The 19,398-nt window shown below is 63.5% G+C and carries 23 protein-coding genes; 7 read left to right on the top strand and 16 right to left on the bottom strand.

Annotation, left to right across the window (positions count from 1 at the left end):
- Nucleotides 1-88: 88 nt before the first annotated feature.
- From CLU92_RS25895 to CLU92_RS25880, 4 genes are all read right to left on the bottom strand, one after another.
- Nucleotides 89-1,057, bottom strand: a complete 969-nt coding sequence (locus CLU92_RS25895; RefSeq protein ID WP_180338588.1) for a beta/gamma crystallin-related protein — start codon at nucleotides 1,055-1,057, stop codon at nucleotides 89-91.
- Nucleotides 1,058-1,159: 102 nt separating this feature from the next.
- The gene (locus tag CLU92_RS25890) at nucleotides 1,160-1,441 is read right to left on the bottom strand and encodes a beta/gamma crystallin-related protein (protein ID WP_180338587.1); all 282 of its coding nucleotides are present in this window, start codon (nucleotides 1,439-1,441) and stop codon (nucleotides 1,160-1,162) included.
- Nucleotides 1,375-1,647, bottom strand: a complete 273-nt coding sequence (locus CLU92_RS25885) for a beta/gamma crystallin-related protein (protein WP_101484898.1) — start codon at nucleotides 1,645-1,647, stop codon at nucleotides 1,375-1,377. The genes CLU92_RS25890 and CLU92_RS25885 overlap by 67 nt, the downstream gene beginning before the upstream one ends.
- Nucleotides 1,648-1,826: 179 nt before the next feature.
- Nucleotides 1,827-2,486: a beta/gamma crystallin-related protein gene (locus tag CLU92_RS25880; protein WP_101484194.1), complete on the bottom strand. Its 660-nt coding sequence runs from the start codon at nucleotides 2,484-2,486 to the stop codon at nucleotides 1,827-1,829.
- A 189-nt stretch (nucleotides 2,487-2,675) separates the two neighbouring features.
- Between CLU92_RS25880 and CLU92_RS25875 the strand changes: the two genes are divergently transcribed.
- The 3 genes from CLU92_RS25875 to CLU92_RS25865 all read left to right on the top strand — a co-directional run bounded on the left by CLU92_RS25875 (nucleotide 2,676) and on the right by CLU92_RS25865 (nucleotide 7,338).
- Nucleotides 2,676-4,070, top strand: a complete 1,395-nt coding sequence (locus CLU92_RS25875; RefSeq protein ID WP_101484193.1) for an MATE family efflux transporter — start codon at nucleotides 2,676-2,678, stop codon at nucleotides 4,068-4,070.
- 18 nt (nucleotides 4,071-4,088) lie between these two features.
- A complete protein-coding gene (locus CLU92_RS25870) occupies nucleotides 4,089-4,928 on the top strand; it encodes a PhzF family phenazine biosynthesis protein (protein WP_101484192.1) in 840 nt (279 codons plus the stop codon).
- Between the two features lie 199 nt (nucleotides 4,929-5,127).
- On the top strand, nucleotides 5,128-7,338 hold the full coding sequence (locus tag CLU92_RS25865) for a S9 family peptidase (RefSeq protein WP_101484191.1): 2,211 nt from the start codon (nucleotides 5,128-5,130) through the stop codon (nucleotides 7,336-7,338).
- A 73-nt stretch (nucleotides 7,339-7,411) separates the two neighbouring features.
- Here the strand turns inward: CLU92_RS25865 and CLU92_RS25860 are convergent, their stop codons facing one another.
- From CLU92_RS25860 to CLU92_RS25850, 3 genes are all read right to left on the bottom strand, one after another.
- Nucleotides 7,412-7,597, bottom strand: coding sequence for a CsbD family protein (locus CLU92_RS25860; protein ID WP_101484190.1), 186 nt, complete (start codon nucleotides 7,595-7,597; stop codon nucleotides 7,412-7,414).
- A gap of 164 nt (nucleotides 7,598-7,761) precedes the next feature.
- Nucleotides 7,762-8,394, bottom strand: a complete 633-nt coding sequence (locus CLU92_RS25855) for a bifunctional 2-polyprenyl-6-hydroxyphenol methylase/3-demethylubiquinol 3-O-methyltransferase UbiG (protein WP_101484897.1) — start codon at nucleotides 8,392-8,394, stop codon at nucleotides 7,762-7,764.
- 70 nt (nucleotides 8,395-8,464) lie between these two features.
- A complete protein-coding gene (locus CLU92_RS25850) occupies nucleotides 8,465-10,534 on the bottom strand; it encodes a M13 family metallopeptidase (RefSeq protein ID WP_101484896.1) in 2,070 nt (689 codons plus the stop codon).
- 255 nt (nucleotides 10,535-10,789) lie between these two features.
- Between CLU92_RS25850 and CLU92_RS25845 the strand changes: the two genes are divergently transcribed.
- A complete protein-coding gene (locus CLU92_RS25845) occupies nucleotides 10,790-11,041 on the top strand; it encodes a flagellar protein FliT (RefSeq protein WP_257562010.1) in 252 nt (83 codons plus the stop codon).
- Between the two features lie 419 nt (nucleotides 11,042-11,460).
- Here the strand turns inward: CLU92_RS25845 and CLU92_RS25840 are convergent, their stop codons facing one another.
- Nucleotides 11,461-12,606 carry a FimV family protein gene (locus tag CLU92_RS25840; RefSeq protein WP_101484188.1) on the bottom strand — a complete coding sequence of 382 codons (1,146 nt, stop codon included), beginning with the start codon at nucleotides 12,604-12,606 and terminating at the stop codon, nucleotides 11,461-11,463.
- A gap of 172 nt (nucleotides 12,607-12,778) precedes the next feature.
- On the opposite strand from CLU92_RS25840, the gene fumC reads away from it, so the two are divergent.
- From fumC to CLU92_RS25825, 3 genes are all read left to right on the top strand, one after another.
- The gene (gene fumC, locus CLU92_RS25835) at nucleotides 12,779-14,173 is read left to right on the top strand and encodes a class II fumarate hydratase (protein ID WP_101484187.1); all 1,395 of its coding nucleotides are present in this window, start codon (nucleotides 12,779-12,781) and stop codon (nucleotides 14,171-14,173) included.
- A gap of 96 nt (nucleotides 14,174-14,269) precedes the next feature.
- Entirely contained in the window at nucleotides 14,270-14,491 is a 222-nt protein-coding gene (locus CLU92_RS25830; RefSeq protein WP_035825476.1) for an RNA-binding S4 domain-containing protein, read from the top strand.
- 125 nt (nucleotides 14,492-14,616) lie between these two features.
- Nucleotides 14,617-14,901, top strand: coding sequence for a hypothetical protein (locus tag CLU92_RS25825; protein ID WP_101484186.1), 285 nt, complete (start codon nucleotides 14,617-14,619; stop codon nucleotides 14,899-14,901).
- A 4-nt stretch (nucleotides 14,902-14,905) separates the two neighbouring features.
- Here the strand turns inward: CLU92_RS25825 and CLU92_RS25820 are convergent, their stop codons facing one another.
- From CLU92_RS25820 to CLU92_RS25790, 8 genes are all read right to left on the bottom strand, one after another.
- On the bottom strand, nucleotides 14,906-16,531 hold the full coding sequence (locus CLU92_RS25820) for a DUF692 family multinuclear iron-containing protein (protein ID WP_101484185.1): 1,626 nt from the start codon (nucleotides 16,529-16,531) through the stop codon (nucleotides 14,906-14,908).
- Between the two features lie 17 nt (nucleotides 16,532-16,548).
- Nucleotides 16,549-16,851, bottom strand: a complete 303-nt coding sequence (locus CLU92_RS25815; RefSeq protein ID WP_101484184.1) for a DUF2282 domain-containing protein — start codon at nucleotides 16,849-16,851, stop codon at nucleotides 16,549-16,551.
- A gap of 289 nt (nucleotides 16,852-17,140) precedes the next feature.
- On the bottom strand, nucleotides 17,141-17,341 hold the full coding sequence (locus CLU92_RS25810) for a YjfB family protein (protein ID WP_034759798.1): 201 nt from the start codon (nucleotides 17,339-17,341) through the stop codon (nucleotides 17,141-17,143).
- 57 nt (nucleotides 17,342-17,398) lie between these two features.
- Nucleotides 17,399-17,923 (bottom strand): molybdopterin-guanine dinucleotide biosynthesis protein B, encoded by a 525-nt coding sequence (mobB, locus tag CLU92_RS25805; RefSeq protein WP_101484183.1) that lies wholly within the window; start codon nucleotides 17,921-17,923, stop codon nucleotides 17,399-17,401.
- Nucleotides 17,924-18,040: 117 nt separating this feature from the next.
- Nucleotides 18,041-18,256, bottom strand: a complete 216-nt coding sequence (locus tag CLU92_RS25800; protein WP_101484182.1) for a hypothetical protein — start codon at nucleotides 18,254-18,256, stop codon at nucleotides 18,041-18,043.
- Nucleotides 18,231-18,431 (bottom strand): hypothetical protein, encoded by a 201-nt coding sequence (locus CLU92_RS25795; protein WP_143452649.1) that lies wholly within the window; start codon nucleotides 18,429-18,431, stop codon nucleotides 18,231-18,233. The genes CLU92_RS25800 and CLU92_RS25795 overlap by 26 nt, the downstream gene beginning before the upstream one ends.
- A gap of 2 nt (nucleotides 18,432-18,433) precedes the next feature.
- On the bottom strand, nucleotides 18,434-18,553 hold the full coding sequence (locus CLU92_RS27575) for an alkaline phosphatase family protein (RefSeq protein WP_257561999.1): 120 nt from the start codon (nucleotides 18,551-18,553) through the stop codon (nucleotides 18,434-18,436).
- A gap of 157 nt (nucleotides 18,554-18,710) precedes the next feature.
- The gene (locus CLU92_RS25790; protein ID WP_101484180.1) at nucleotides 18,711-19,397 is read right to left on the bottom strand and encodes a general secretion pathway protein GspB; all 687 of its coding nucleotides are present in this window, start codon (nucleotides 19,395-19,397) and stop codon (nucleotides 18,711-18,713) included.
- Between the last annotated feature and the right edge of the window lies 1 nt (nucleotide 19,398).

Genomic DNA, 19,398 nt, shown 5'->3' with positions numbered 1-19,398 from the left:
GCAAATGTCAGCGCACGGCAGCGAATGTAAAAACCGCCCGGCGGGATCAACCCGGCAGGCGGCCTGTCAGCATGTGTGCTGGTGAAAATCAGCGCACGCGGCGCAGCGAGGAAATCTGGTTTTCCATGCCGTTCAGGCGACCATATTCGCCCGGCCCGATCACTTCGCAGCGGCCATGGAAATTCGAATCGCTGCACACTTCCCACTGGCCCTCATTGACGACGATGGACGAGGCGCGGTCATTGAAGTTGTAGCGCACCAGGTCTTCCGCATTGCGGTCCAGCGCCAGCGGTTCGCCGCGCATGCCCGCTTCGGGGAACAGCAGGACGGCGCCGCGCTGCTGGTACTGTGGATATTGCGGCTGTTCATACTGCGGCCGGTCGTATTGCTGCTGGCGCCGCGCTTCGCGCTCGTCGACCATGCGCGCCGACGAAACGCGCCCATCGAGGCCGCGTCCAAGGTCGTCGTGACGGCCGGGGCCGAAGATGCGGCACACGCCGTTATAGTTCGAATCGCTGCACAGCTGCCAGTAGCCGTTATAAACGACGATGCTGGTGGTGCGGTCGTTGAAACCGATATTGACGAAATCGTCCGTGTCGCGGTTCAGCCGCGCCGAGCCGCCATTCTGGCCTGCGCCCGAATACACTTCCAGGGTGCCGCCACGGCCATAGCCGCCGCCATGCCCCCGGTCGGGATCGCGCCCAGGGCGCCCCGGATTGTTGCCATCGCCGCGGCCCGACTCGCGCACCGAACTGATGGCGTCGTTCATGCCCGGCATCGAACGGTATTCGCCCGGCCCCAGAGTACGGCAATTGCCGCGAAAACCGGCATCGGTACATACATCCCAGGTGCCCGAACGCACCAGGATGCTCGACACCTTGTCGTTGAATCCAAAGCGCGACAGATCGTCCGTCGTCTCGCGCAGGTTCACTGCGCGGCCACGCAGATCAACGTCTTCGAACAGGGTGATATCGCCTGCATGGGCGGTCGCATGGGCGCCCAGCGAAAGCAGCAAGGTAGCCGCGCATGCCAGCGTGTGTTTGAAAGGGCCCGTCATGATTAACTCCATTCTTCATTCTTTGGTGATGATTTGCCTGGCTGTTGCGCCAGGATGCTAGTGTAACAAATACAAGGCCACGGCAAAGGCCCGGTCATGCGCTCAGTAGAGGCGGCGCAGCGAGGAAGCGCGCTTGTCGAGCGCCGTGTTCAGCACTTCATGCTTGCCCGGCCCCATGCGCTCGCAGCTGCCGTTGAACTGCGAGTTCGTGCAGACTTCCCAGGTGCCTTCGTTGATGGCGATGGATACGGCCTGGTCGTTGAAGTTCAGGAGTACCAGGTCGCTGACGTCGCGGTTCACCTGCAGCCCCCGTCCCTTCAGTAACGCGCGGCCATACAGCACCACCAGTCCCGCGTCATTTTGCGGACGGTTCTCCTCGCGCACACTTCCCAGCTGCCCGAATCGACCTGGATGCTCGAGACGGTGTCATTGACATTGACGCGCGACAGGTCATCCCTCGTCTCGCGCAAGACCACCACCCGCCCCTTGAAATTATCATCGGTGTACAAGCGGATCTCGCCCGCCTGCGCGGCAAGATGGACAAACAGCGAACTGACACACAGCGGAGCAAAGGCGAACGGGCGATTCATGGGGCGGTCTCCGGCGGCGGCAAAGCCAAGTGATCGACATGACAACTGATGTCAGTGTAGCCATCCGTAGAAAAAACGGTGTAACAAAGTATGGGAAAAGCACAATAAATTGTTACCAAAAGCAATAACAAGCCCTGCGAGAGCCGGTTATTGCCATTTGGCGTACTAACTGCCCCGCATCAGCGCACTTCGCGCACCGACGAGATGCGGTTGCTCATGCGTTCCAGGCTCGCGTACTCGCCGGGACCCAGCGTGCGGCAGCGGCCGCGGAAGCCCACGTCCTCGCACACTTCCCAGTACCCGGCGCGCACGCGCACGCTTTGCGCCGTGTCATTGAAGTCGCGTTCGCGCAAGTCGGCCGCGCCATTGCGCACGCTCAGGCTGCGGCCGACGAAGTCGTCGCGCGTGTACAAGGTCAGTTCGCCGCCCAGCGCGCGGCCCGGCAGATGGCCGCGCTCGCGGCCACGATCCCGGTGTTCATCCCAATCTCGCTCGCGCTCCCGGTCCCGCCCACGGTCCCAGCCGCCGCGCACTTCGCGCAGCGACGTGATTTTGTTGGCGCGGCCATCGAGCGAGGGATAGTCGCCCGCTTCGAGCAGGAAGCAGTCGCCGCGGAAATCGGCTTCCTCGCACGCTTCCCAGCGGCCCGAGCGCACGCGGATGCTTTGCGTCGTGTCGTTGAAACGAACGTCTTCAAGGTCTGCGACGGCGTCGCGCACGGTCTGCGAGCGGCCGTGATAATCGTCGCGCGAATACAGAGTCAGTTCGCCGGCGCCGGCCAGCTCGGCCGTCATGGCGGCGCCCAACAGCAGGGCGCAGTTCAAGGCTTTCTTCAACATGGTCTTACTCCATAGTCAGGATAATGCGGTGTGACTATTTGGTCATTTTGCCAAATAGAGCGCGCAGTCTATCCGCGACTGGCCCACTTAGCTGTAACAAATGATTACCGCGCCCGGCGTCAGGAATGCCTCGGCGGACAAACACGGCGAATGCCAGTAGAATGTTGTGTTTAGTTAAGGTTGCCGCCTATGCCACACACCACCTCGTTCACCCTGCCTGCCGTCCGTACTGAAATTTCTTCGCTGTGGAAGCTGGCTTGGCCTATCCTGATCGGCCAGCTGGCCACCGTCGGCATGGGCGCGGCCGACGTGGCGATGACGGGACATACGAATCCCGAGGAACTGGCGGCCGTGTCGCTGGGCGCGGCCATCTGGTCCATCGTGCTGGTCACCGTGAGCGGCATCATGATGGCGATCAATACCCTGGTGGCGCATGAAATCGGCGCCGCGCGCCACGACCAGGTGCCGCACATCGTGCGCCAGTCGCTATGGAAAGCGCTGCTCGTGGGCCTGGTGGCTTGCCTGCTGACGAACATGGCGGCGCTGGTGTTCGACCACCTGATGCTCGAACCCGCCGTCGCGGCCAAGGCCAAGCTGTTCGTGCACATCATCAGCTGTGCGCTGCCGCCGTTCGCCGCCTACCGCGCGCTGTACGGCTACAGCACCAGCATCAACCAGACCAAGCCCGTGATGGTCATCGCGCTGGCCGCGCTGGGCCTCAATATCCTCGTCAACTACCTGCTGATCTACGGCCACTGGGGCATGCCGAAGATGGGCGGCGTGGGCTGCGCCGTGGCCACCACCTGCTGCGTGTGGATGATGCTGCTGGCCATGCTGGTCTGGATCAGGATCGCGCCCGCCTACCAAGCCACGTATCCATTCACGCATTGGGAATGGCCGCAGCTGTCGTCCATCGGCCCCATGTTGCGCCTGGGCCTGCCCATCGGCGTGACCTACTTCGCCGAAGTGAGCGCCTTTGGCGTCATCAGCCTGCTGGTGGCGCGCTTCGGCGTGATCCAGGTGTCGGCGCACCAGATTGCCCTGAATTTCTCGTCCGTCGTCTTCATGGTGCCGCTCACCTTCGGCATCGCGCTGGTGACGCGCGTGGGCCATGCCGTGGGCGAAGCCAATCTGCGCCGCGCCCGCTTCATTTCGTGGGTGGGCGTGGCCATGTCGCTGACGGCGGCCATCGTGTCGGCCACCGTCATCACCGTCTTCCGCCACCAGATCGCACAAGCCTATACGTCAGATCCGCAGGTGCAGGCCCTGTGCGCGCAGCTGCTGCTGTTTGCCGCCCTGTTCCAGCTGTCCGACGCCACGCAAGTGGCCACCTCGTGCGCCATCCGCGGCTACAAGGTGACGCGCCAGCCCATGCTGATCCAGCTGCTGGCCTTCTGGGGCTTCTCGCTGCCGATCGGCTATGTGCTGGGCCTCGCGCCGGCCGGTTTCCCCTGGTCCCCGGCCGAGCCGATGGCCGCTGCCGGTTTCTGGATCGGCCTGGTCACGGGCTTGACGGTGGCTGCCGTGCTGCTGACCTGGTATTTGAACCATTTATCGCTGCAACGCCTGCGCGCCGCCCGATAAGCCAACAAGGAAACCGCCATGCCGCAACAACGCCCCTTCCGGCAAGTCGATGTCTTCAGCACGATGCCTTTCTTGGGCAATCCGCTGGCCGTGGTACTCGACGCGAATGGCCTCGATGACGCGCAGATGCAGGCGATCGCGCGCTGGACCAGCCTGTCGGAAACCACCTTCGTGCTGGCGCCGCGCGATCCCGCCGCCGATTACCGCGTGCGGATTTTTTCGCCCGAGATGGAATTCCCGTTCGCCGGCCACCCGACCCTGGGCACGGCGCACGCCCTGCTCGATGCGGGCATGCGGCCCAAGGGCGCGCGCATCGTGCAGGAATGCGGCGTCGGCCTGGTGCAGATAGAACGCGGCGCCGGCGGCGTACTGGCGTTCCAGGCGCCGCCCTGCACCACGCGCGCGCTCGCCCCCGCGCTGCTGCCGCTGCTGCAAACGGCGCTGGACGACGCGGCGGTCGCTGGCGGCACTGTCGTCGACATGGGCATCCGCTGGCTGTGCGTGCCGCTGCCAAGCGCCGCGGCCTGCCTGGCCGTCCATGCCGACATCGCGGCCCTGACGGCATTGCTGGCCGCGTCAATGGCTGACGGACTGGCCCTCTATGGCGCGCACGGCGCCGGCGGGCCGGCCGATTACGAAGTGCGTGCGCTGCTCAGCGAGCACGGCGCACTGGTTGAGGATCCCGTCACGGGCAGCGCCAACGCCTGCATCGCGCACCTGCTGGCGGGCGCCGACTACCGCGTGCGCCAGGGCACCTGCCTGCAGCGCGACGGCCGCGTATCCGTCAATTTCCGCGATGGCCACGCCTGGATAGGCGGCGCATGCCTGACCGTGATAGAAGGTACGATATTGGCCTGAACCAAGTAAAGTGCCATGGAATGGGCGGCTGTTGGATATTTTTGACGAAGGAAATACGGCCAGGAACGTCTTATTCCGTGGCCGGGGCTATCGCATAAACAGGCACGCTCTGGTATCGTCTTACGCTTAGGCAACGCTCGATCCTGCCTGCCCTGTTTGGCATGCAGCGTTATTCATTCTTCCAACTACCGAGACATCCATGCGTTTTATTCTTTGTTTTCTGGCCGCGATGGCCAGCGTTCCCGCATCGGCTGAAAAGCTGACCCTGGAACGCATCCACGCCGATCCGGCGCTGGCCGGCCCCGGCGTGCGCAACCTGAAGGTCTCGCCCGATGGCGAGCGCGTCACGTTCCTGCGCGGCCGCGCCGACAACCAGTTCCAGCTCGACCTGTGGGAATTCAAGCTCAAGGACAAGAGCACGCACCGCCTGATCGACTCCAAGGCGCTGGTGCCGAATGAAACGATTTCGCCCGAAGAGCAGGCGCGCCGCGAACGCGAGCGCACGGCCAGCCTGAACGGCATTCTCAGCTACAGCTGGTCGCCCGATGGCAAGCAGCTGCTGGTACCGCTGGCCGGCAATCTGTACCTGGTCGATGCGGCCAACCCGGACAAGGCGCGCCTGGTCGCCAAGGGCAATGTACTGGACCCGAAAATTTCGCCGAAAGGCCGCTATGTGTCGTTTGTGCGCGATCAAAACATCTTTGTGATCGACCTCAAGACGAACAAGGAACGCCAGTTGACCACGGATGGCAAGGGCACGATCCACAACGGCGAAGCCGAATTCGTGGCGCAGGAAGAAATGGGCCAGCGCACCGGCTACTACTGGGCACCCGACGACAGCGCCATCGCCTACAAACGCTACGACGAAGCACCCGTGCCCGTCGTGCGCCGCTTTGAAATCTTTGCCGACCGCACCGACGTCGTCGAACAGCGCTACCCTGCCGCCGGCGACCCGAACGTGCTGGTGCAGCTGCTGATCGTCTCGCCGGAAACGGGCGCGCAACGCCAGGTGGACCTGGGCACGAACGCGGACATCTACCTGGTGCGCGCCGACTGGAGCGCGGACAGCAAGTCGCTGGTATATCAGCGCCAGTCGCGCGACCAGAAGACCCTCGACCTGGTCGCCGTCGATGCAGCGACGCTGGCGCAACGCACCCTGCTGACGGAAACGGCCAAGACCTGGGTCAGCATCCATGACGACCTGCGCTTCCTCGCCAACGGCCAGTTCCTGTGGTCGTCCGAGCGCACGGGCCGCAACCATTTGTACCTGTACGACATGAGCGGCAAGCTGCTGCACCCGGTCACTTCCGGTGAATGGGGCATCGACAGCGTGCTGGCCGTGAACCAGAAAACCGGCAAAGTGTATGTGTCGTCTAACCGCGACGCGGTGATCGACAAGCAGACCTACGCTCTGGCGCTGGACGGCAGTACCGCCGACAAGCCGCAGCGCGTGACGAAAGCGGACGGCTGGCACGACACGACGTTCTCGCGCAATGGCGAAGTGTTTGTCGACACCTATTCCGACCCGGCCACGCCGCCGCAGGTAAGCATCCACCGTCCTGACGGCGCCATGCTGGGCTGGCTGGAAGAAAACGCGCTGAACGCGAGCCACCCGTACGCCAGATACAAGGCGGACCACCTGCCGACGGAGTATGGCACCCTGAAAGCCAACGATGGCCAGACCTTGTATTACTCCATCGTCAAGCCGTCGAACTTCGACGCGAGCAAGCGCTATCCCGTCTACCTGTCGACGTATGGCGGCCCGCACTCGCAGCACGTGGCTCGCCGCTGGGGCAATAACTTCGATCAGTATATGGCGCAGCAAGGCTTTGTCGTCTTCCGCCTCGATAACCGGGGCTCGTCGCGCCGCGAGCGCGCGTTCACGGACGCCATCTATCACAAGCTGGGCGCAGCCGAAGTGGCCGACCAACTGGTCGGCATCGACTGGCTGGGCAAGCAAAGCTTCGTCGACGCGAAACGCATCGGCGTGTTCGGCTGGAGCTATGGCGGCTTCATGACCCTGCGTTTGCTGTCGGCAGCCTCCGACAAGATCGCCATGGGTGTTTCGGTAGCGCCCGTGACCGACTGGTCGCTGTACGATACCCACTACACGGAGCAATTCCTCGGCATGCCGAAAGAGAACGTGGAGGGCTACAAGGACAGCACCGTGTTCGCCCACCTCGACGGCTTGAAGTCGCCGCTGCTGCTGGTGCATGGCATGGCCGACGATAACGTGCTGTTCAGCAACAGCACGCGCTTGATCGACGCGCTGGTGAACCGCGGCGTGCAGTTCGACCTGATGACGTATCCGGGCGCCAAGCACGGTATCTCGTCGCGCGCGGGCCAGCGTCACGTGTACAAGAAAATTGAAATGTTCTTCAAGCAAAACCTGGCCAATCCAGCGAAATAAGTTTGACCAGTCTCAAATAAAAAACCGCCGCCTGTCTTGCGACAGGCGGCGGTTTTTTTATGCGTACGGCAAATTACGGTTTGCGCGTGATGGTGTCGACTGCATCTTTCACATCGCCGACCTTCTTCTGCACTTTGCCTTCGACCTGGTTTGCCAGGCCCTTGGCTTGCTGTTCTTCGCTGCCGACGACTTTGCCAGCGGCTTCCTGGATTTTACCGCCGACTTCCTTCAGTTTACCTTCGACTTGATCTTTGTTCATGATGGATCCTCACTGTAGTTGGTGCATCTGTTGTCCGGCCCATCAGGGCCGGGACTGCGGCTCACACGCTGTTGCAAACTGCTTCATGCGTGTCGATGTGTCCATAGTACCCAGGGAAGATCAAAGGCTCTGTACGGTTCCTAACACAGCGCCGACATCATCGATTACGCGCCCTTGCGCCAGACAGTGGCCAGCCACGGCTGCTGTTCGCGCGGCAAGCCCGGTGGACGGTAATACTGTTCGATCAGGGTAAAACCGGCCGCCTGAACGTAGGCGGCCCACGTTGCTTCGTCGTGGTAGCTGCCATAGCGCGCGCCACTCCAGCCTTCCTCGTTCTGGCCGCGCGGATTCGAGCTGAACAGTACGCCGCCCTCCTTCAGGCACGCGTACAAAGCACGCAGCACGCCGGGCAAGACGGCGCTGGGCACGTGGAACAGCACGGCATTCGCGAACACGCCGTCGAAGTGCGCAGCGGGGAGCTCGAGGTCGACGAAATCCTGCTGCCATACGGTGCAGCCGCTGTAGGCGCGCGCCATCTCGACGAAGCGGGGGCAGCCATCGACGCCCGTGGCATGGTGGCCCATGGCCGTGAACGTCTTCAGATCGCGGCCAGGGCCGCAGCCCAGATCAAGGATCGCCAAGGGCGCGGGCCTGTCGATGGCGGCCAGCAGCGCGTTGATGTTCTGACTGACGTCGTGGTCGCGCGTGCCTTCAAAAAACTGCTCGGCACTGGCGTCGTAATGGGCCAGGGTGCGGCCCGTGATGGCGTGGATGGGGTCTTGCGGCGGGGTTGGCATCATGGCGGTCCTATCGATATGTTCCCCCATTTTACGGTGCCAGCGCGCTACGCGCTGGCACCGGCCATGACTACCAGACGCGCACGCGCTGTTCCGGCGCCAGGTACAGCTGCTGGCCCGGCTTGACGTCGAAGGCCGGGTACCAGGCGTCGAGATTGCGCACGGTGGCGGCACGGTATTGCGCCGGCGCATGGCCATCCGTGAGGATTTGCTGGCGCGCCGCCGCTTCGCGCGCCTTGCTGCGCCAGCTGACGCCGTAACCCGTGAAGAATGCGCGGTCCGCGCCCGGCTGCGCCGGCTTGCCTTGCTGCGACAAGGTGAACGCGTCATGCGCGGCCGCCACGCCAGCCAGATCGGCCAGGTTTTCGCTCAGGGTCAGCTGGCCATTCACGGCCAGATCGGGAAACGGTTTATAGGCCGCGAACTGCGCCACCAGTTGCTGGGACGCCGCCTGGAAATGCGCGAGGTCGGCCGGCGTCCACCAGTCGCGCAGCTTGCCCTGAGCGTCGAACTGCGCGCCCTGGTCGTCGAAGCTGTGGCTGATCTCATGGCCGATGGTGGCGCCAACGCCGCCATAATTGGCCGCGTCGGAGGCTTGCGGGTCGAAGAAAGGCGGCTGCAGGATGGCAGCTGGGAAGTTCAGCGCATTTTGCAGCGGCAAGTTGACGGCGTTGACCAGCTGCGCCGGCATGGCCCAGGCCTTGCGGTCAGGCGACTGGCCCAGCTTGGCCAGTTCCTGCTGGTAATGATACTGCTCCGCCCGCTGCACATTGCCCAGCGCGTCGCCGCGCACCACGCGCAAGCCCGCATAGCTGGCCCAGCGTTCCGGATAGCCCACGCCCACGTACAGGGTCTGGAGTTTCTCCTGCGCCTGCGCCTTGGTGGCCGGCGCCATCCAGTCCAGCTTGTCGATGCGGCGCGAGAAGGCAGCGACGATATTGCCCACCATGTCTTGCACGCGGGCTTTCGATTCAGGCGGGAAATAACGCTCCACGTACAGCTTGCCGACGGCGTCGCTGAGGGCCGCGTTCGTCGCGGCCAACGCGCGCTTGCTGCGCGGTGACTGCTGCGGCGTGCCGCTCAAGGTGCTGCCGTAAAAGGCAAAACGCTGATCGGCGGCCGCCTTCGGCAAGGTGGTGCTGAAATGGTTAATCGCGTGGAAAGCCAGGAAATCCTTCCAGGTCGCCAGCGGCACGCTCGCCACCAGCGCCGCGCTGCCCGTCATGGCCGTCGGGTGCCAGACGATGAAATCGGCCTGCCTGCCCAGGCCTGCCGCCTGGAAGAAGGCTTTCCAGTCCAGGCCAGGCGCCTTGCTGGCGAAGTCGGCGGCGCGCCACGCGTTGTTGCCCTTGACGACATCGGCCGACTCTTCGCGGCTGGCGTGACTGGCGGCAATTTTCTGCTCCAGCGCAAACACGCGCGCGGCGCGGGCTGGCGCATCGCGGTAACCAGCCTGCTTGAGCATGGCGGCGATATGCGCCTGGTAGCCAGTGCGCAAGCCCTGCATGCGCGCGCTGTCGTCCTGGTAGAAGGCGCGGTCGGGCAAGCCCAGCCCGCCCTGCAGCAGATAGGCCACATTGCGCGTGGTGTCGTTCAAGTCTTGCGCCACCCACAGGCCAAACAGGTTTTCCGTATAAAAATTGGTGGCGTTGAGCGGATCGACATCGGCGCGCAAGCTCTCGCCCAGCGCGCGTGCCAGTCCCGCCTGGTCGCGTATGCCATCGATCTTGCTCAACAAGGGCTTGATCGGCGCCCAGCCTTTCGCTTCGATAGCCGATTCATCCATCCAGGAACGGTAAAAATCGCTGACCTGGCGTGCGGATGCATCCGCCTGCGGCGCCGCCGCCAGGCCTTCGACGAGGCCGATGATGCGCTCGTTGGTCGAGTTGGCGAGGATGGCGAACGAGCCCCAGCTGCTGCGGTCGGCGGGAATCTCCGTGCTGCGCAGCCAGTCGCCATTCACGTAGTCATAGAAGTCGTCGCCGGGCGACGCCGTGGCGGCAGCGGGGACAGCGGCGCTGGTGGCCGCTTGCTGGCCATGCGCTTGAGCCGGTACATAGGCCACGGTGGCGCCGGCCAGGGCGAGGGCGATGGCAGCCTGGACTGGCGTCCGGGACCAGGAAAAACGCAAACCGTGCATGGCGATCCTTTCGATGAAAATAAGCAAAATCATAGCCTGAGAATCATACCTTTTTCGCATGCGGAACAACGGCTCGGCGGGAGATTCCGGCAGCCAGCCACAACCATCCAAATTATTTTCACTTTTTTTTCAAAAACACCCTCAAGTTCCCGCTGAACCTGCCGCTAATCTAGACAAGCGGTAATCCATTCACTAGTTACGGGTGTGCTCATGACCTCCAACGACGTTCTCTCGATGTATGAAAATATTGCAGGAATGACCAACAAAATGGTCGTCGCCGCACGTTCGAGCGACTGGGATGGCTTGGACACCCTGGAAAACCAGTGCGCCAGCGCCGCCAGCACGACCATGACGGGCAAAGTGCCTGCCCTGGCCGGCGCTACGCGCCAGCGCAAGATTGACTTGCTCAAGCAAATCCTGGCCAATGATCGCGAAATCCGCGCCATCACGGAACCGTGGATGACGCAACTGCCGAACGCCATGCAGGGATCGCGCGCCCACATGTAGGTCAACATTGCCGCGCCAGAAACAACAAAAGCACCTGTGGGTGCTTTTTTTACGTCTGCCGCCGTGCCGCGGAGCGCTGCATTTGCGGCGTCCGAAAAGCAAGGAAGGGGAATTTGGAAGGCGAGCCCCAGGTATCTCCTGGCGTCGCCTCGCTGCCGGTTGCATCCGGCGTTCGCGAGCACATCGTCGGCATCGCAAACCGCTTCCAGACCCAGGCGTTTATGCAACGCTACACCTGTTTGCCGCGCCACACTATCGTTGGTGACTGCGCCAGGCTGGGACTGTTTTATCGTAGAGCAAGTCCACTGAATTAATCATATCACCATCTTTAAGAAATAGGCAACACGATAGACAGGCACTTTCTATCTTTTTTCAATATCTTTTTTTATATCAAATCTGGGCGCGGCCTTGCAGCAGCGTTAACGCGAGAACGGCTCCGCTTCCGCCTCGGCCGCGTCCTCTTCCAGCGCTTCCGTCAGCACCGGCACATCCTTCTTCTTGCGGCTGAACGGTTTGCGCAGCAAGACCCAGTATTTCGACGGCGTGCCCGCCCCCGCCGCTTGCCTGCGCTTACGCACGGCATACACGACGAGCGCCGTCAGCAGCAGGAAGGCCAGGGTGCCGATAAGCAGCCACATCAAACCATTGCCGCCCGCTTTCTTTTCCTTGTCGGCTGCCGGCGCCGCGTGCAGGGGCTTGGGTTTGGCATGCGGCGCTTCCGCCACAGCCGGTATGGCAGCCGGTGGAGCGGTTGGTGCGGTGACGACGGGCAGCGCCAGCGCCTTTTGCAAGGCGCCGATCTTGCCCTCCAATTCGCCGAGCTTTTCATTCAGGGCCGCGTTTTTCTGGTCCAGCGCCACGCATGCTTGCGCCTGCTCCATATTGGCCTGCGGCGCGCAGGCTGCCACGGGCGCAGTGGCGCGGCGCAACGGCGCCGGGCGCAGCGCCGGGGCAGATGGCGTGGGCGCGACGGGCGGTGGCACAAACACGCGTGCCGGACGCACCAGGCCCTCGGCGCGCGCGCGCGCCGCCAGCGCGGCGGCATCGGCCGGCGGCGCGCCGGGCACCGCGCGCGGCAGTGGCAGTGGCTGTGCCAGCGGCACAGGCACGGGCACCGGAATGACGGGCCTGACTGGCGCACTGGCAACGGCTGGCGGTGCTGGCGGTGCCGGCGTCAGCCACAAGGTGCCCAGGCGCACGACGGCGCCGCTACCATTGCCCAATAATAAATACAGATGGACGTGGCCTGCCTGGATCGCTTGCCGGGTAGCCACGCGCACATACTGCCGCCCACCCCGCTCCAGCGGGCTGATCGTCAAGGTTTGCAGGGCCGGGTCCATGCTGATACCGCCGCCCCGGTACACATCGGGCGAGGCCAGGCGCACGGCCACGCCGCTGGCCTCCTCGGGCGCCAGGGCGGTCAATTCGATCTCCGCCAGCAGGGGCTGGCCCACATGGGACAGCACCGCCATCTCGCCCAGTTCGGCCGCCATAACAGGCGCCAAGGCCAGGCTGGCGGCGGCGCAAGCGATCAGGGACCAACGGGGAACAATGCTGCTTTGCATGGACTGATCGCTTTGATAACAAGATAAATAAGGGGAACTCGTCTGTCTTTAACGGCAGGAAATCGCAAAAATATAGATGAGCCATGGCAAAAATGATGCAATACAGCATCATCCTGTGTCTTTTGGACGCCTGGAGTACACTCGATCCACCTCCATCGATGAAAGGGATGCCATGAGTAGCAGAATCGAACGCGACAGTTTCGGCCCGATCGACGTACCCGCCGACCGGCTTTGGGGAGCGCAAACGCAGCGCTCGCTTGAGCACTTCCATATCTCCACGGAAAAGATGCCGCCCGAACTGATCGCCGCCCTGGCCACCGTCAAGCGCGCGGCCGCCCACGTCAACCTGGACCTGGGATTACTGGATGGCAAGAAAGCCATCGCCATCACGCAAGCAGCCGACGAAGTACTGGCAGGCAAGCATGACGCTGAATTTCCACTGGCCGTCTGGCAAACGGGCTCTGGCACGCAAAGCAATATGAACATGAACGAAGTGCTGGCCAACCGCGGTTCCGAGCTGATCGGCGGCTTGCGGGGAGAAGAGCGCTTGCTGCATCCTAACGACGACGTCAACCTGGGCCAGTCCTCGAATGACATTTTTCCGACCGCCATCCATGTGGCGGCCGCCCTGGCAGTCGCCAATACAGTCTTGCCGCCGCTACGCCAGCTGCGCGCCACGCTCGACGCAAAAGCCACGGAGTTTGCCGACATCGTCAAGATCGGCCGCACCCATTTGCAGGATGCGACGCCGCTGACCCTGGGCCAGGAATTTTCCGGCTATGTGGCGCAGCTGGACTTTGCCGAGCACATCATCACTGCATCGTTGCCGCCGCTGCTGCAACTGGCCGCCGGCGGCACGGCCGTGGGCACGGGCTTGAATACCCACGTGGAATTTGCGGACCGCATCGCCGCGGAACTGGCGCGCCTGACGGGCCAGCCGTTCGAGACAGCCAGCAACAAGTTTGCTGCCCTGGCCGCCCATGATGCACTGGTGGCTGCCCATGGCGCGCTGAAAACCCTGGCCACGGCCCTGATGAAGATCGCCAACGACGTGCGCTGGATGGCCTCCGGCCCCCGTTCCGGCCTCGGTGAAATCACCATCCCCGAAAACGAGCCGGGCAGCTCCATCATGCCGGGCAAGGTCAATCCTACCCAGTGCGAAGCACTGACCATGCTGTGCTGCCAGGTGTTTGGCAACGATGTCGCCATCACGGTGGGCGGCGCCTCGGGCAATTTCGAACTGAACGTCTTCAAGCCCCTGATCGCGCACAACTTCCTGCAAAGCGCGCGCCTGCTGGGCGACGGCATGCGCAGCTTCGACGAGCATTGCGCACACGGCATCGCGCCGAACCGTGGTCGCATCGCCGAACTGATGGAGCGCTCCCTGATGCTGGTCACGGCGCTGGCGCCCCACATCGGCTACGACAAGGCGGCGCAAATTGCCAAGCAGGCCCAGCACGAAGGCACGACATTGAAGGAAGCGGCTCTGGCCCTGGGCTTTGTGACGGAAGAGCAATTCAGTGCATGGATCGTGCCATTGGAGATGACGCGACCCAACAAAAGTTAAAGCTCAGCCTGCATTATCCCTGGCTTCATGTAAACTATGACCTTAGTTGATGCCGTCACCAAGTGTTTAAAACACATCATTGCAATAAGGGATACAATGCAAAAAGTAAGCTTTGATTTAACATCCGAGTTCGTCGAGCTGAACCAGCTGTTGAAGCTGGTGGGCTTGTGCGACAGTGGTGGCGCTGGCAAGGTCATGGTCGATAGCGGCGTGGTGAAGGTCGATGGCAAGAAGGAATTGCGCAAGACTGCCAAGATCCGCGCCGGTCAGGTCGTCAGCGTGGGCGATATCCGTATCACGGTCGTCGCTCCTGTCTGACGCCGGCATGGGGCGCGAAAGCAGCCCCATGCGTCCAGCCAGCATGCCTGCCAGCCCGGCTGCCCGGATCAAGCTGCAACATGTCGTTATTGTCATATAAATATCGATTGCAGAAGGGAAGCGCCATGGACCATCCCGAACAAGGTACGCGCAGCCAGGAACGCCTGATCGGCGACTTGCGCCAAGTGATAGAAAACGCGGAAGAATTACTGCGTAACACAGACAAATACACTAGCAGCCTGTACCAGAGCGCGCGCGCCAGGCTGGAACTGGCCCTCGTCGCGGCCATTGCCGAACTCGCCCGCTTCGAAGAAGAGCAAGTGACGCGCATGATGGACGCCACCCTGGCCGCAAATGCCCTGTACCGCGATCAGACGGGCGAAGCGCGCGTGCTGCGGGCCTTCGAGTAGGCCATTACGCTGCAAGCACCGCATGCGCCAGCCACTGGCGCAAGTGTGCCGCCAGGTCAAATGCCGGGTCCTGCTCGAATGCCACGTCGAGCGCGGCGCCAAACGTTTTTCCTTGCTGCAAGGCCAGCAAGGCCGCGTGCGCGGCCGCATCCACTACCTGCACCTGCGGCTTCCAGCGCGGCCGACATACCAGCACCCAGCTCGCCACCTGCATATCCTGCGGAAACATCCCCTGCCCTTCACCCTCCTGATGCGCCTGCCACAAGGCCGCCACTTGCCAGTTCGATGCCAGCAAGGCGCAAGCGGGATGCAAGGTAAAACGGCGCACTTCCAGCTGATCAGGATGCAAGGCGGCCAGCGACTCGGGCGCCAGCGCCTGCGCATCGGCCGCGTAATGGGCAAGGTGCAAGGCCCATTCCAGGCGCGCCATGTCCGGCAAATAGGGGAATGCGGCCACAGGCGGGAAAGCAGCGAGAAAATCGGCGAAACGGGCACCAAACTGGTTCAAATCCGCGCTATCGGATGGCATCTTCCGGCCATACGCGCGTGCCAGGCCAGCAAAGAAATCCTCGCCTACCAGCGCCAGCACGACAGGATATGCCTGACCCAGGGTGCGGCGCCAGGTGGCGCTCACATTGCCACGATACAGTGCAAAGCGCTCCTGCACCGCCGCCCCCGCGAAGGATGGCAGGGCCGCCACGGGATCAAACAGGGCCGTGGCAAAAGCTTGCTGCTGCTGCGCCAGTGTTTCGGCGGGAGCGGCAGTGGCGGCCGGCGGCGCCGCCGCTCCCAGCCATGGCGCCTGTGGCGCCTGACGCGCCAGCATGGCCTGCGCCTTGTCCGCCTCACCCAACAGGATATCCAGCGGCGGCAAATGCGTATCCCATTCGACCAGGGTGGGCACGGCGCCAAAGCGCAGCAGCGCGGCCGCATACAAGTCCCAGACGGGATCGGCGACGGCGGCGCCATGGTGGTCGATCACGGCCTGCGGCGTCAGCAGATGGCCGCCCAGGTGCAGTTCGCCCACGCTGCCCGGCGCGATGGCTTGCATGGCTAGCAGGGCATCTTCGCCGTGGTTGCACTGGTTGACATACAGGTTATTGATATCGAGCAGCAGTCCACAACCGCTGCGACGCGCCAGCTCCGCCAGGAATTGCGCCTCGCTCATGGCATCGTCGGCAAAACGCAGGTAAGTGGATACATTCTCCAGCAAGATCGGCCTTTTCAGCACATCTTGCACCCGCCCCACTCTTGCGCACAACAAATCCAGGGCGGCGCCATTCAAGGCCAGCGGCAACAGATCATTGAGTTGCTGCTGCGCCACGGCGCCCCAGCACAGGTGTTCCGACACGAGGGCCGGCTCGACGCGCTCCACCACGCCGCGCACGCGCTGCAAATGGGCCTCGGAAAAGCCCCGCGCGGAACCCAGGCCAAGGCCCACGCCATGCAGGCTGAGCGGGTAATCGTGGCGCAGGGCACACAACACATGACTATCCCAGCCCGACGGCTGCAGATAATTTTCGGTATGCACTTCCAGCCAGCCCACGCGAGGCCGGCGCGCCAGGAAGTCGCGGTAGTGCGCGGCGCGCAAGCCGACGCCGGCGCCGGCAAGCGCGGGAACTGGCGGCATGGGCAGGCTGCGGACGCTTACGGTTGGGTGGCTGGCTTGGCGGCCTTGCCGGCCTTGATGGGCTTGACGGAGCCGCCCGCCTGTTCGCACGTGCCCTTGGCAACATAGGTCCATTCCGTAGGCAAGTTGTCTGCCTCCGCCTGGCCCGCGCAGGAATGCGCGCCGTCGGACGAGGCGCAGTCGTTCTGCCCTGCCTTGGCCACGCCGTAGCATTTTTCCTTGTCGCCAGGGGCGGGGCCATCGTGCGCGGCAGCATGGACGGTGGTGCCGGCACAGAGGCCCGCGAGGGCGGCGGCGATGAGAGCTTGACGTTTGTTCATGGATAATCCTCTTGCATGGGTCAAAGTAATCGGTAAGTCATCGTACATCAGCGGCAAATCATGGCACGCCGCAGACTGCACGATGGACAACGCGCGCTAATGCACATCATTTTACTGAATCGGCCGCGCCATGGCGAACCATGATCAATGAGTTCATTTGACAGGTGCGGGAAAGATGGCGGAAGGAAGGCAGGCAAGAAGGCAAACAAAAATGCCCACGCGCCGCCGTCGGCGACGGTGGTGTGGGCATGGCAATGGCGAGCGCCGGACTGGCGCCGCGGGACTGCGCTCAGGCTGTCGTGTTGATGCGGTTACCGAGGTGAGCCGGCAGGCTAGGCGCGGCCTGTATCGGTGGCAGGGCTGCCAGCAAGGCTGTGGCAGTCGAGCTTTGGATATCCTGGGCTTTTTTCAGGACAGTCAAGCCGACGGCTTGCCGCGTGCCTGTCTCCGCCATCGTAGTTGATAGTTGAGCAATGCTTCCGACGTCCATACGTTTCTCCAATGAGGTTCTACCCTTGTTAACGGATGCTGCCGGCAAACCTTTAGCTTATTTTTCCAGCCTGTGCAGCAACCATGCCAGCACATGCTCGCGTACATTCAAGTCCAGCCATTGCACGCCCTCGCGCAGGTCGGCCGGCGCCGGGCTGTCGGAGGCGACGGCGATCACATGCGGATCATGCGGATACAGGGGCGCCTGCCCCACTTCCGGGCGGAACACTTCCAGCTTGGGGATGGGGTCCGTCTTGAAACCCTCCACCAGGGTCAGGTCCGCCGGCCCCATGCGGCCCAATTGCTGCGCCAGGCTAGGCTCGGGTGCGCCGCGCAGCTCATGCACGATGGCAAAACGATACGGCGACGCCACCAGCACTTCGGCCGCACCGGCCAGGCGCAAGCGGGCGCTGTCTTTCTGCGGCGGCTCCAGCGCCAGGTCATGGTGGCTGTGCTTGACCAGGTTGACGCGCAAGCCCCGCGCCGCCAGTTCCTTCACCACAAATTCCAGCAGGGTCGTCTTGCCGCTACCGGAACGGCCGATCACCCCCAGTACCGGGTGGGTGGGCATCGCATCGTGCATGGTCACTCCTTGATTGAGAAGGAATGATTATACGCAGCCCCACCGGCGCCAGCGCCTGGCGCGGGCGCGTGCGGATTTTCCGCCACTCCCGGCATCGGCGGGAGCCAGCTTGCCACCCTACCGCCAGCACCGGCCCGCCGGCCGGGGCGCTGTCTTGCCATGCGCCGCCTGCGCATTCCTGGCCGGGCGCGCCACATGCCGCTGTGCGGCGATCACACCCGCTTCGGCCTCCGATTGCACGGGCACGGGGGCAACGGCAGCCAGCTCGCCCGCCAGCGCCAGCGGGGCGAAGTCCTGCGCCAGGAAATCATTGCCCGGGCAAATCGTCCCCATTGTAGTAACCGAGCACCAGATCGATGTCGGAATCACCCGGATGCGTTTGCCCATAGTCGCCGATGAAGCTGCCGTTATTGTTTTGTAATTGCTGCGCCACCGACAGGCCCGTATGCGACGGGTCTTGCTGCGGAGCGAAGGCCGTGCGCCGCACATAATGCACGGGGTAAGCCACGCCTACATGCACATTGGCATGGCTGGCCCGGCGCGCCCGCCTTCCAGGCCCAGGTAGCCGAGGATGTGGTCGAACGAGCGGTTTTCCATCATCAGCACGACGATATGATCGATACGCGCCATCTTTCCCAAGCCAGTCGCATCAAGAACACCCTCACCAGCAGTGGTGGCAGCAATCATTGCAGCTCCCCGACCGCGCACACGGTCGCAGCGACCCTGGTTCGAGCAGGCAAAGCCAGTTTGGTTCAGTCATGGCGGCCCGGCCCTGATGCGCAACAAGTCAATACGGCACGCGGTAGCGGTAGCCCTTGAAACTGAAGATGGCAGCCTTCGGCTGTAATTTCTCCAGCACCAGGCCCGGCGCCAGCTCCTCGCCCTCGTGGCGCAGGACCTTGTCGATCAGCAACAGACGGTCAGCCGGATTCTTTGAATAGATATAGCCGCCGATGACGATGGCGGGGATTTGCCGCTGTATCGGCTCGGGCAGGTCGCGCATGCCAGCCACCGTTTCCTCTACGGCGGGCGTGGGCGGCGCCGCAGGCGCGGTGGCCGCAGGCGCGGGGGCCGCAACGGGCGGCGGCACGGTTTGACCGGGCATCTCCTGCTTCGGTTCCGCCACAGGCCTGGCATGGTGCACGGGTGCGGCGATGGCCGCTGGCGGCACGGAGGCCACCACAGGCGCGGGCGCAGGAGCCGCTGGCAAGGCAGCCACGGGCGCGGGCACAGCCTGGGCCAGCACGGCAGGGACGACAGGCGCAGCCGCGCCCGCCCGCCAAGGCTGCCACAGCAGCAACGCGGCAGCCACGGCAACGCCCACGCCGCCCAGCGCCAGCCAGACGGGTGCGCGCCGCGCAGCAGAGGACGCGGCGGCATCGTGCAGCTGCACTTGCGGTGCGTGAATCGAGGGCAACTCGCCCAGTTGGCGCTCGGCCTGCGATTTTTTCAGTGCTTCTAGTATGTAAGACATC

The organism is Janthinobacterium sp. 61 (assembly GCF_002846335.1).
In the GTDB taxonomy this organism is placed as follows: domain Bacteria; phylum Pseudomonadota; class Gammaproteobacteria; order Burkholderiales; family Burkholderiaceae_D; genus Janthinobacterium.
This window is presented reverse-complemented; position numbering and strand designations above follow the sequence as displayed.

What these genes read in the sequence shown, in the direction of transcription:
- CLU92_RS25860 (WP_101484190.1), bottom strand. Translation starts at nt 7,597, where the DNA reads ATGAACAAAGATCAAGTCGAAGGTAAACTGAAGGAAGTCGGCGGTAAA.
- CLU92_RS25820 (WP_101484185.1), bottom strand. Translation starts at nt 16,531, where the DNA reads ATGCCGCCAGTTCCCGCGCTTGCCGGCGCCGGCGTCGGCTTGCGCGCC.
- CLU92_RS25870 (WP_101484192.1), top strand. Translation starts at nt 4,089, where the DNA reads ATGCCGCAACAACGCCCCTTCCGGCAAGTCGATGTCTTCAGCACGATG.
- CLU92_RS25855 (WP_101484897.1), bottom strand. Translation starts at nt 8,394, where the DNA reads ATGCCAACCCCGCCGCAAGACCCCATCCACGCCATCACGGGCCGCACC.
- CLU92_RS25840 (WP_101484188.1), bottom strand. Translation starts at nt 12,606, where the DNA reads ATGCAAAGCAGCATTGTTCCCCGTTGGTCCCTGATCGCTTGCGCCGCC.
- CLU92_RS25790 (WP_101484180.1), bottom strand. Translation starts at nt 19,397, where the DNA reads ATGTCTTACATACTAGAAGCACTGAAAAAATCGCAGGCCGAGCGCCAA.
- CLU92_RS25895 (WP_180338588.1), bottom strand. Translation starts at nt 1,057, where the DNA reads ATGACGGGCCCTTTCAAACACACGCTGGCATGCGCGGCTACCTTGCTG.
- CLU92_RS25845 (WP_257562010.1), top strand. Translation starts at nt 10,790, where the DNA reads ATGACCAACAAAATGGTCGTCGCCGCACGTTCGAGCGACTGGGATGGC.
- CLU92_RS25885 (WP_101484898.1), bottom strand. Translation starts at nt 1,647, where the DNA reads ATGAATCGCCCGTTCGCCTTTGCTCCGCTGTGTGTCAGTTCGCTGTTT.
- CLU92_RS25825 (WP_101484186.1), top strand. Translation starts at nt 14,617, where the DNA reads ATGGACCATCCCGAACAAGGTACGCGCAGCCAGGAACGCCTGATCGGC.
- mobB (WP_101484183.1), bottom strand. Translation starts at nt 17,923, where the DNA reads ATGCACGATGCGATGCCCACCCACCCGGTACTGGGGGTGATCGGCCGT.
- CLU92_RS25880 (WP_101484194.1), bottom strand. Translation starts at nt 2,486, where the DNA reads ATGTTGAAGAAAGCCTTGAACTGCGCCCTGCTGTTGGGCGCCGCCATG.
- CLU92_RS25810 (WP_034759798.1), bottom strand. Translation starts at nt 17,341, where the DNA reads ATGGACGTCGGAAGCATTGCTCAACTATCAACTACGATGGCGGAGACA.
- CLU92_RS25875 (WP_101484193.1), top strand. Translation starts at nt 2,676, where the DNA reads ATGCCACACACCACCTCGTTCACCCTGCCTGCCGTCCGTACTGAAATT.
- CLU92_RS25830 (WP_035825476.1), top strand. Translation starts at nt 14,270, where the DNA reads ATGCAAAAAGTAAGCTTTGATTTAACATCCGAGTTCGTCGAGCTGAAC.
- CLU92_RS25850 (WP_101484896.1), bottom strand. Translation starts at nt 10,534, where the DNA reads ATGCACGGTTTGCGTTTTTCCTGGTCCCGGACGCCAGTCCAGGCTGCC.
- fumC (WP_101484187.1), top strand. Translation starts at nt 12,779, where the DNA reads ATGAGTAGCAGAATCGAACGCGACAGTTTCGGCCCGATCGACGTACCC.
- CLU92_RS25800 (WP_101484182.1), bottom strand. Translation starts at nt 18,256, where the DNA reads ATGGGGACGATTTGCCCGGGCAATGATTTCCTGGCGCAGGACTTCGCC.
- CLU92_RS25865 (WP_101484191.1), top strand. Translation starts at nt 5,128, where the DNA reads ATGCGTTTTATTCTTTGTTTTCTGGCCGCGATGGCCAGCGTTCCCGCA.
- CLU92_RS25815 (WP_101484184.1), bottom strand. Translation starts at nt 16,851, where the DNA reads ATGAACAAACGTCAAGCTCTCATCGCCGCCGCCCTCGCGGGCCTCTGT.
- CLU92_RS27575 (WP_257561999.1), bottom strand. Translation starts at nt 18,553, where the DNA reads ATGGCGCGTATCGATCATATCGTCGTGCTGATGATGGAAAACCGCTCG.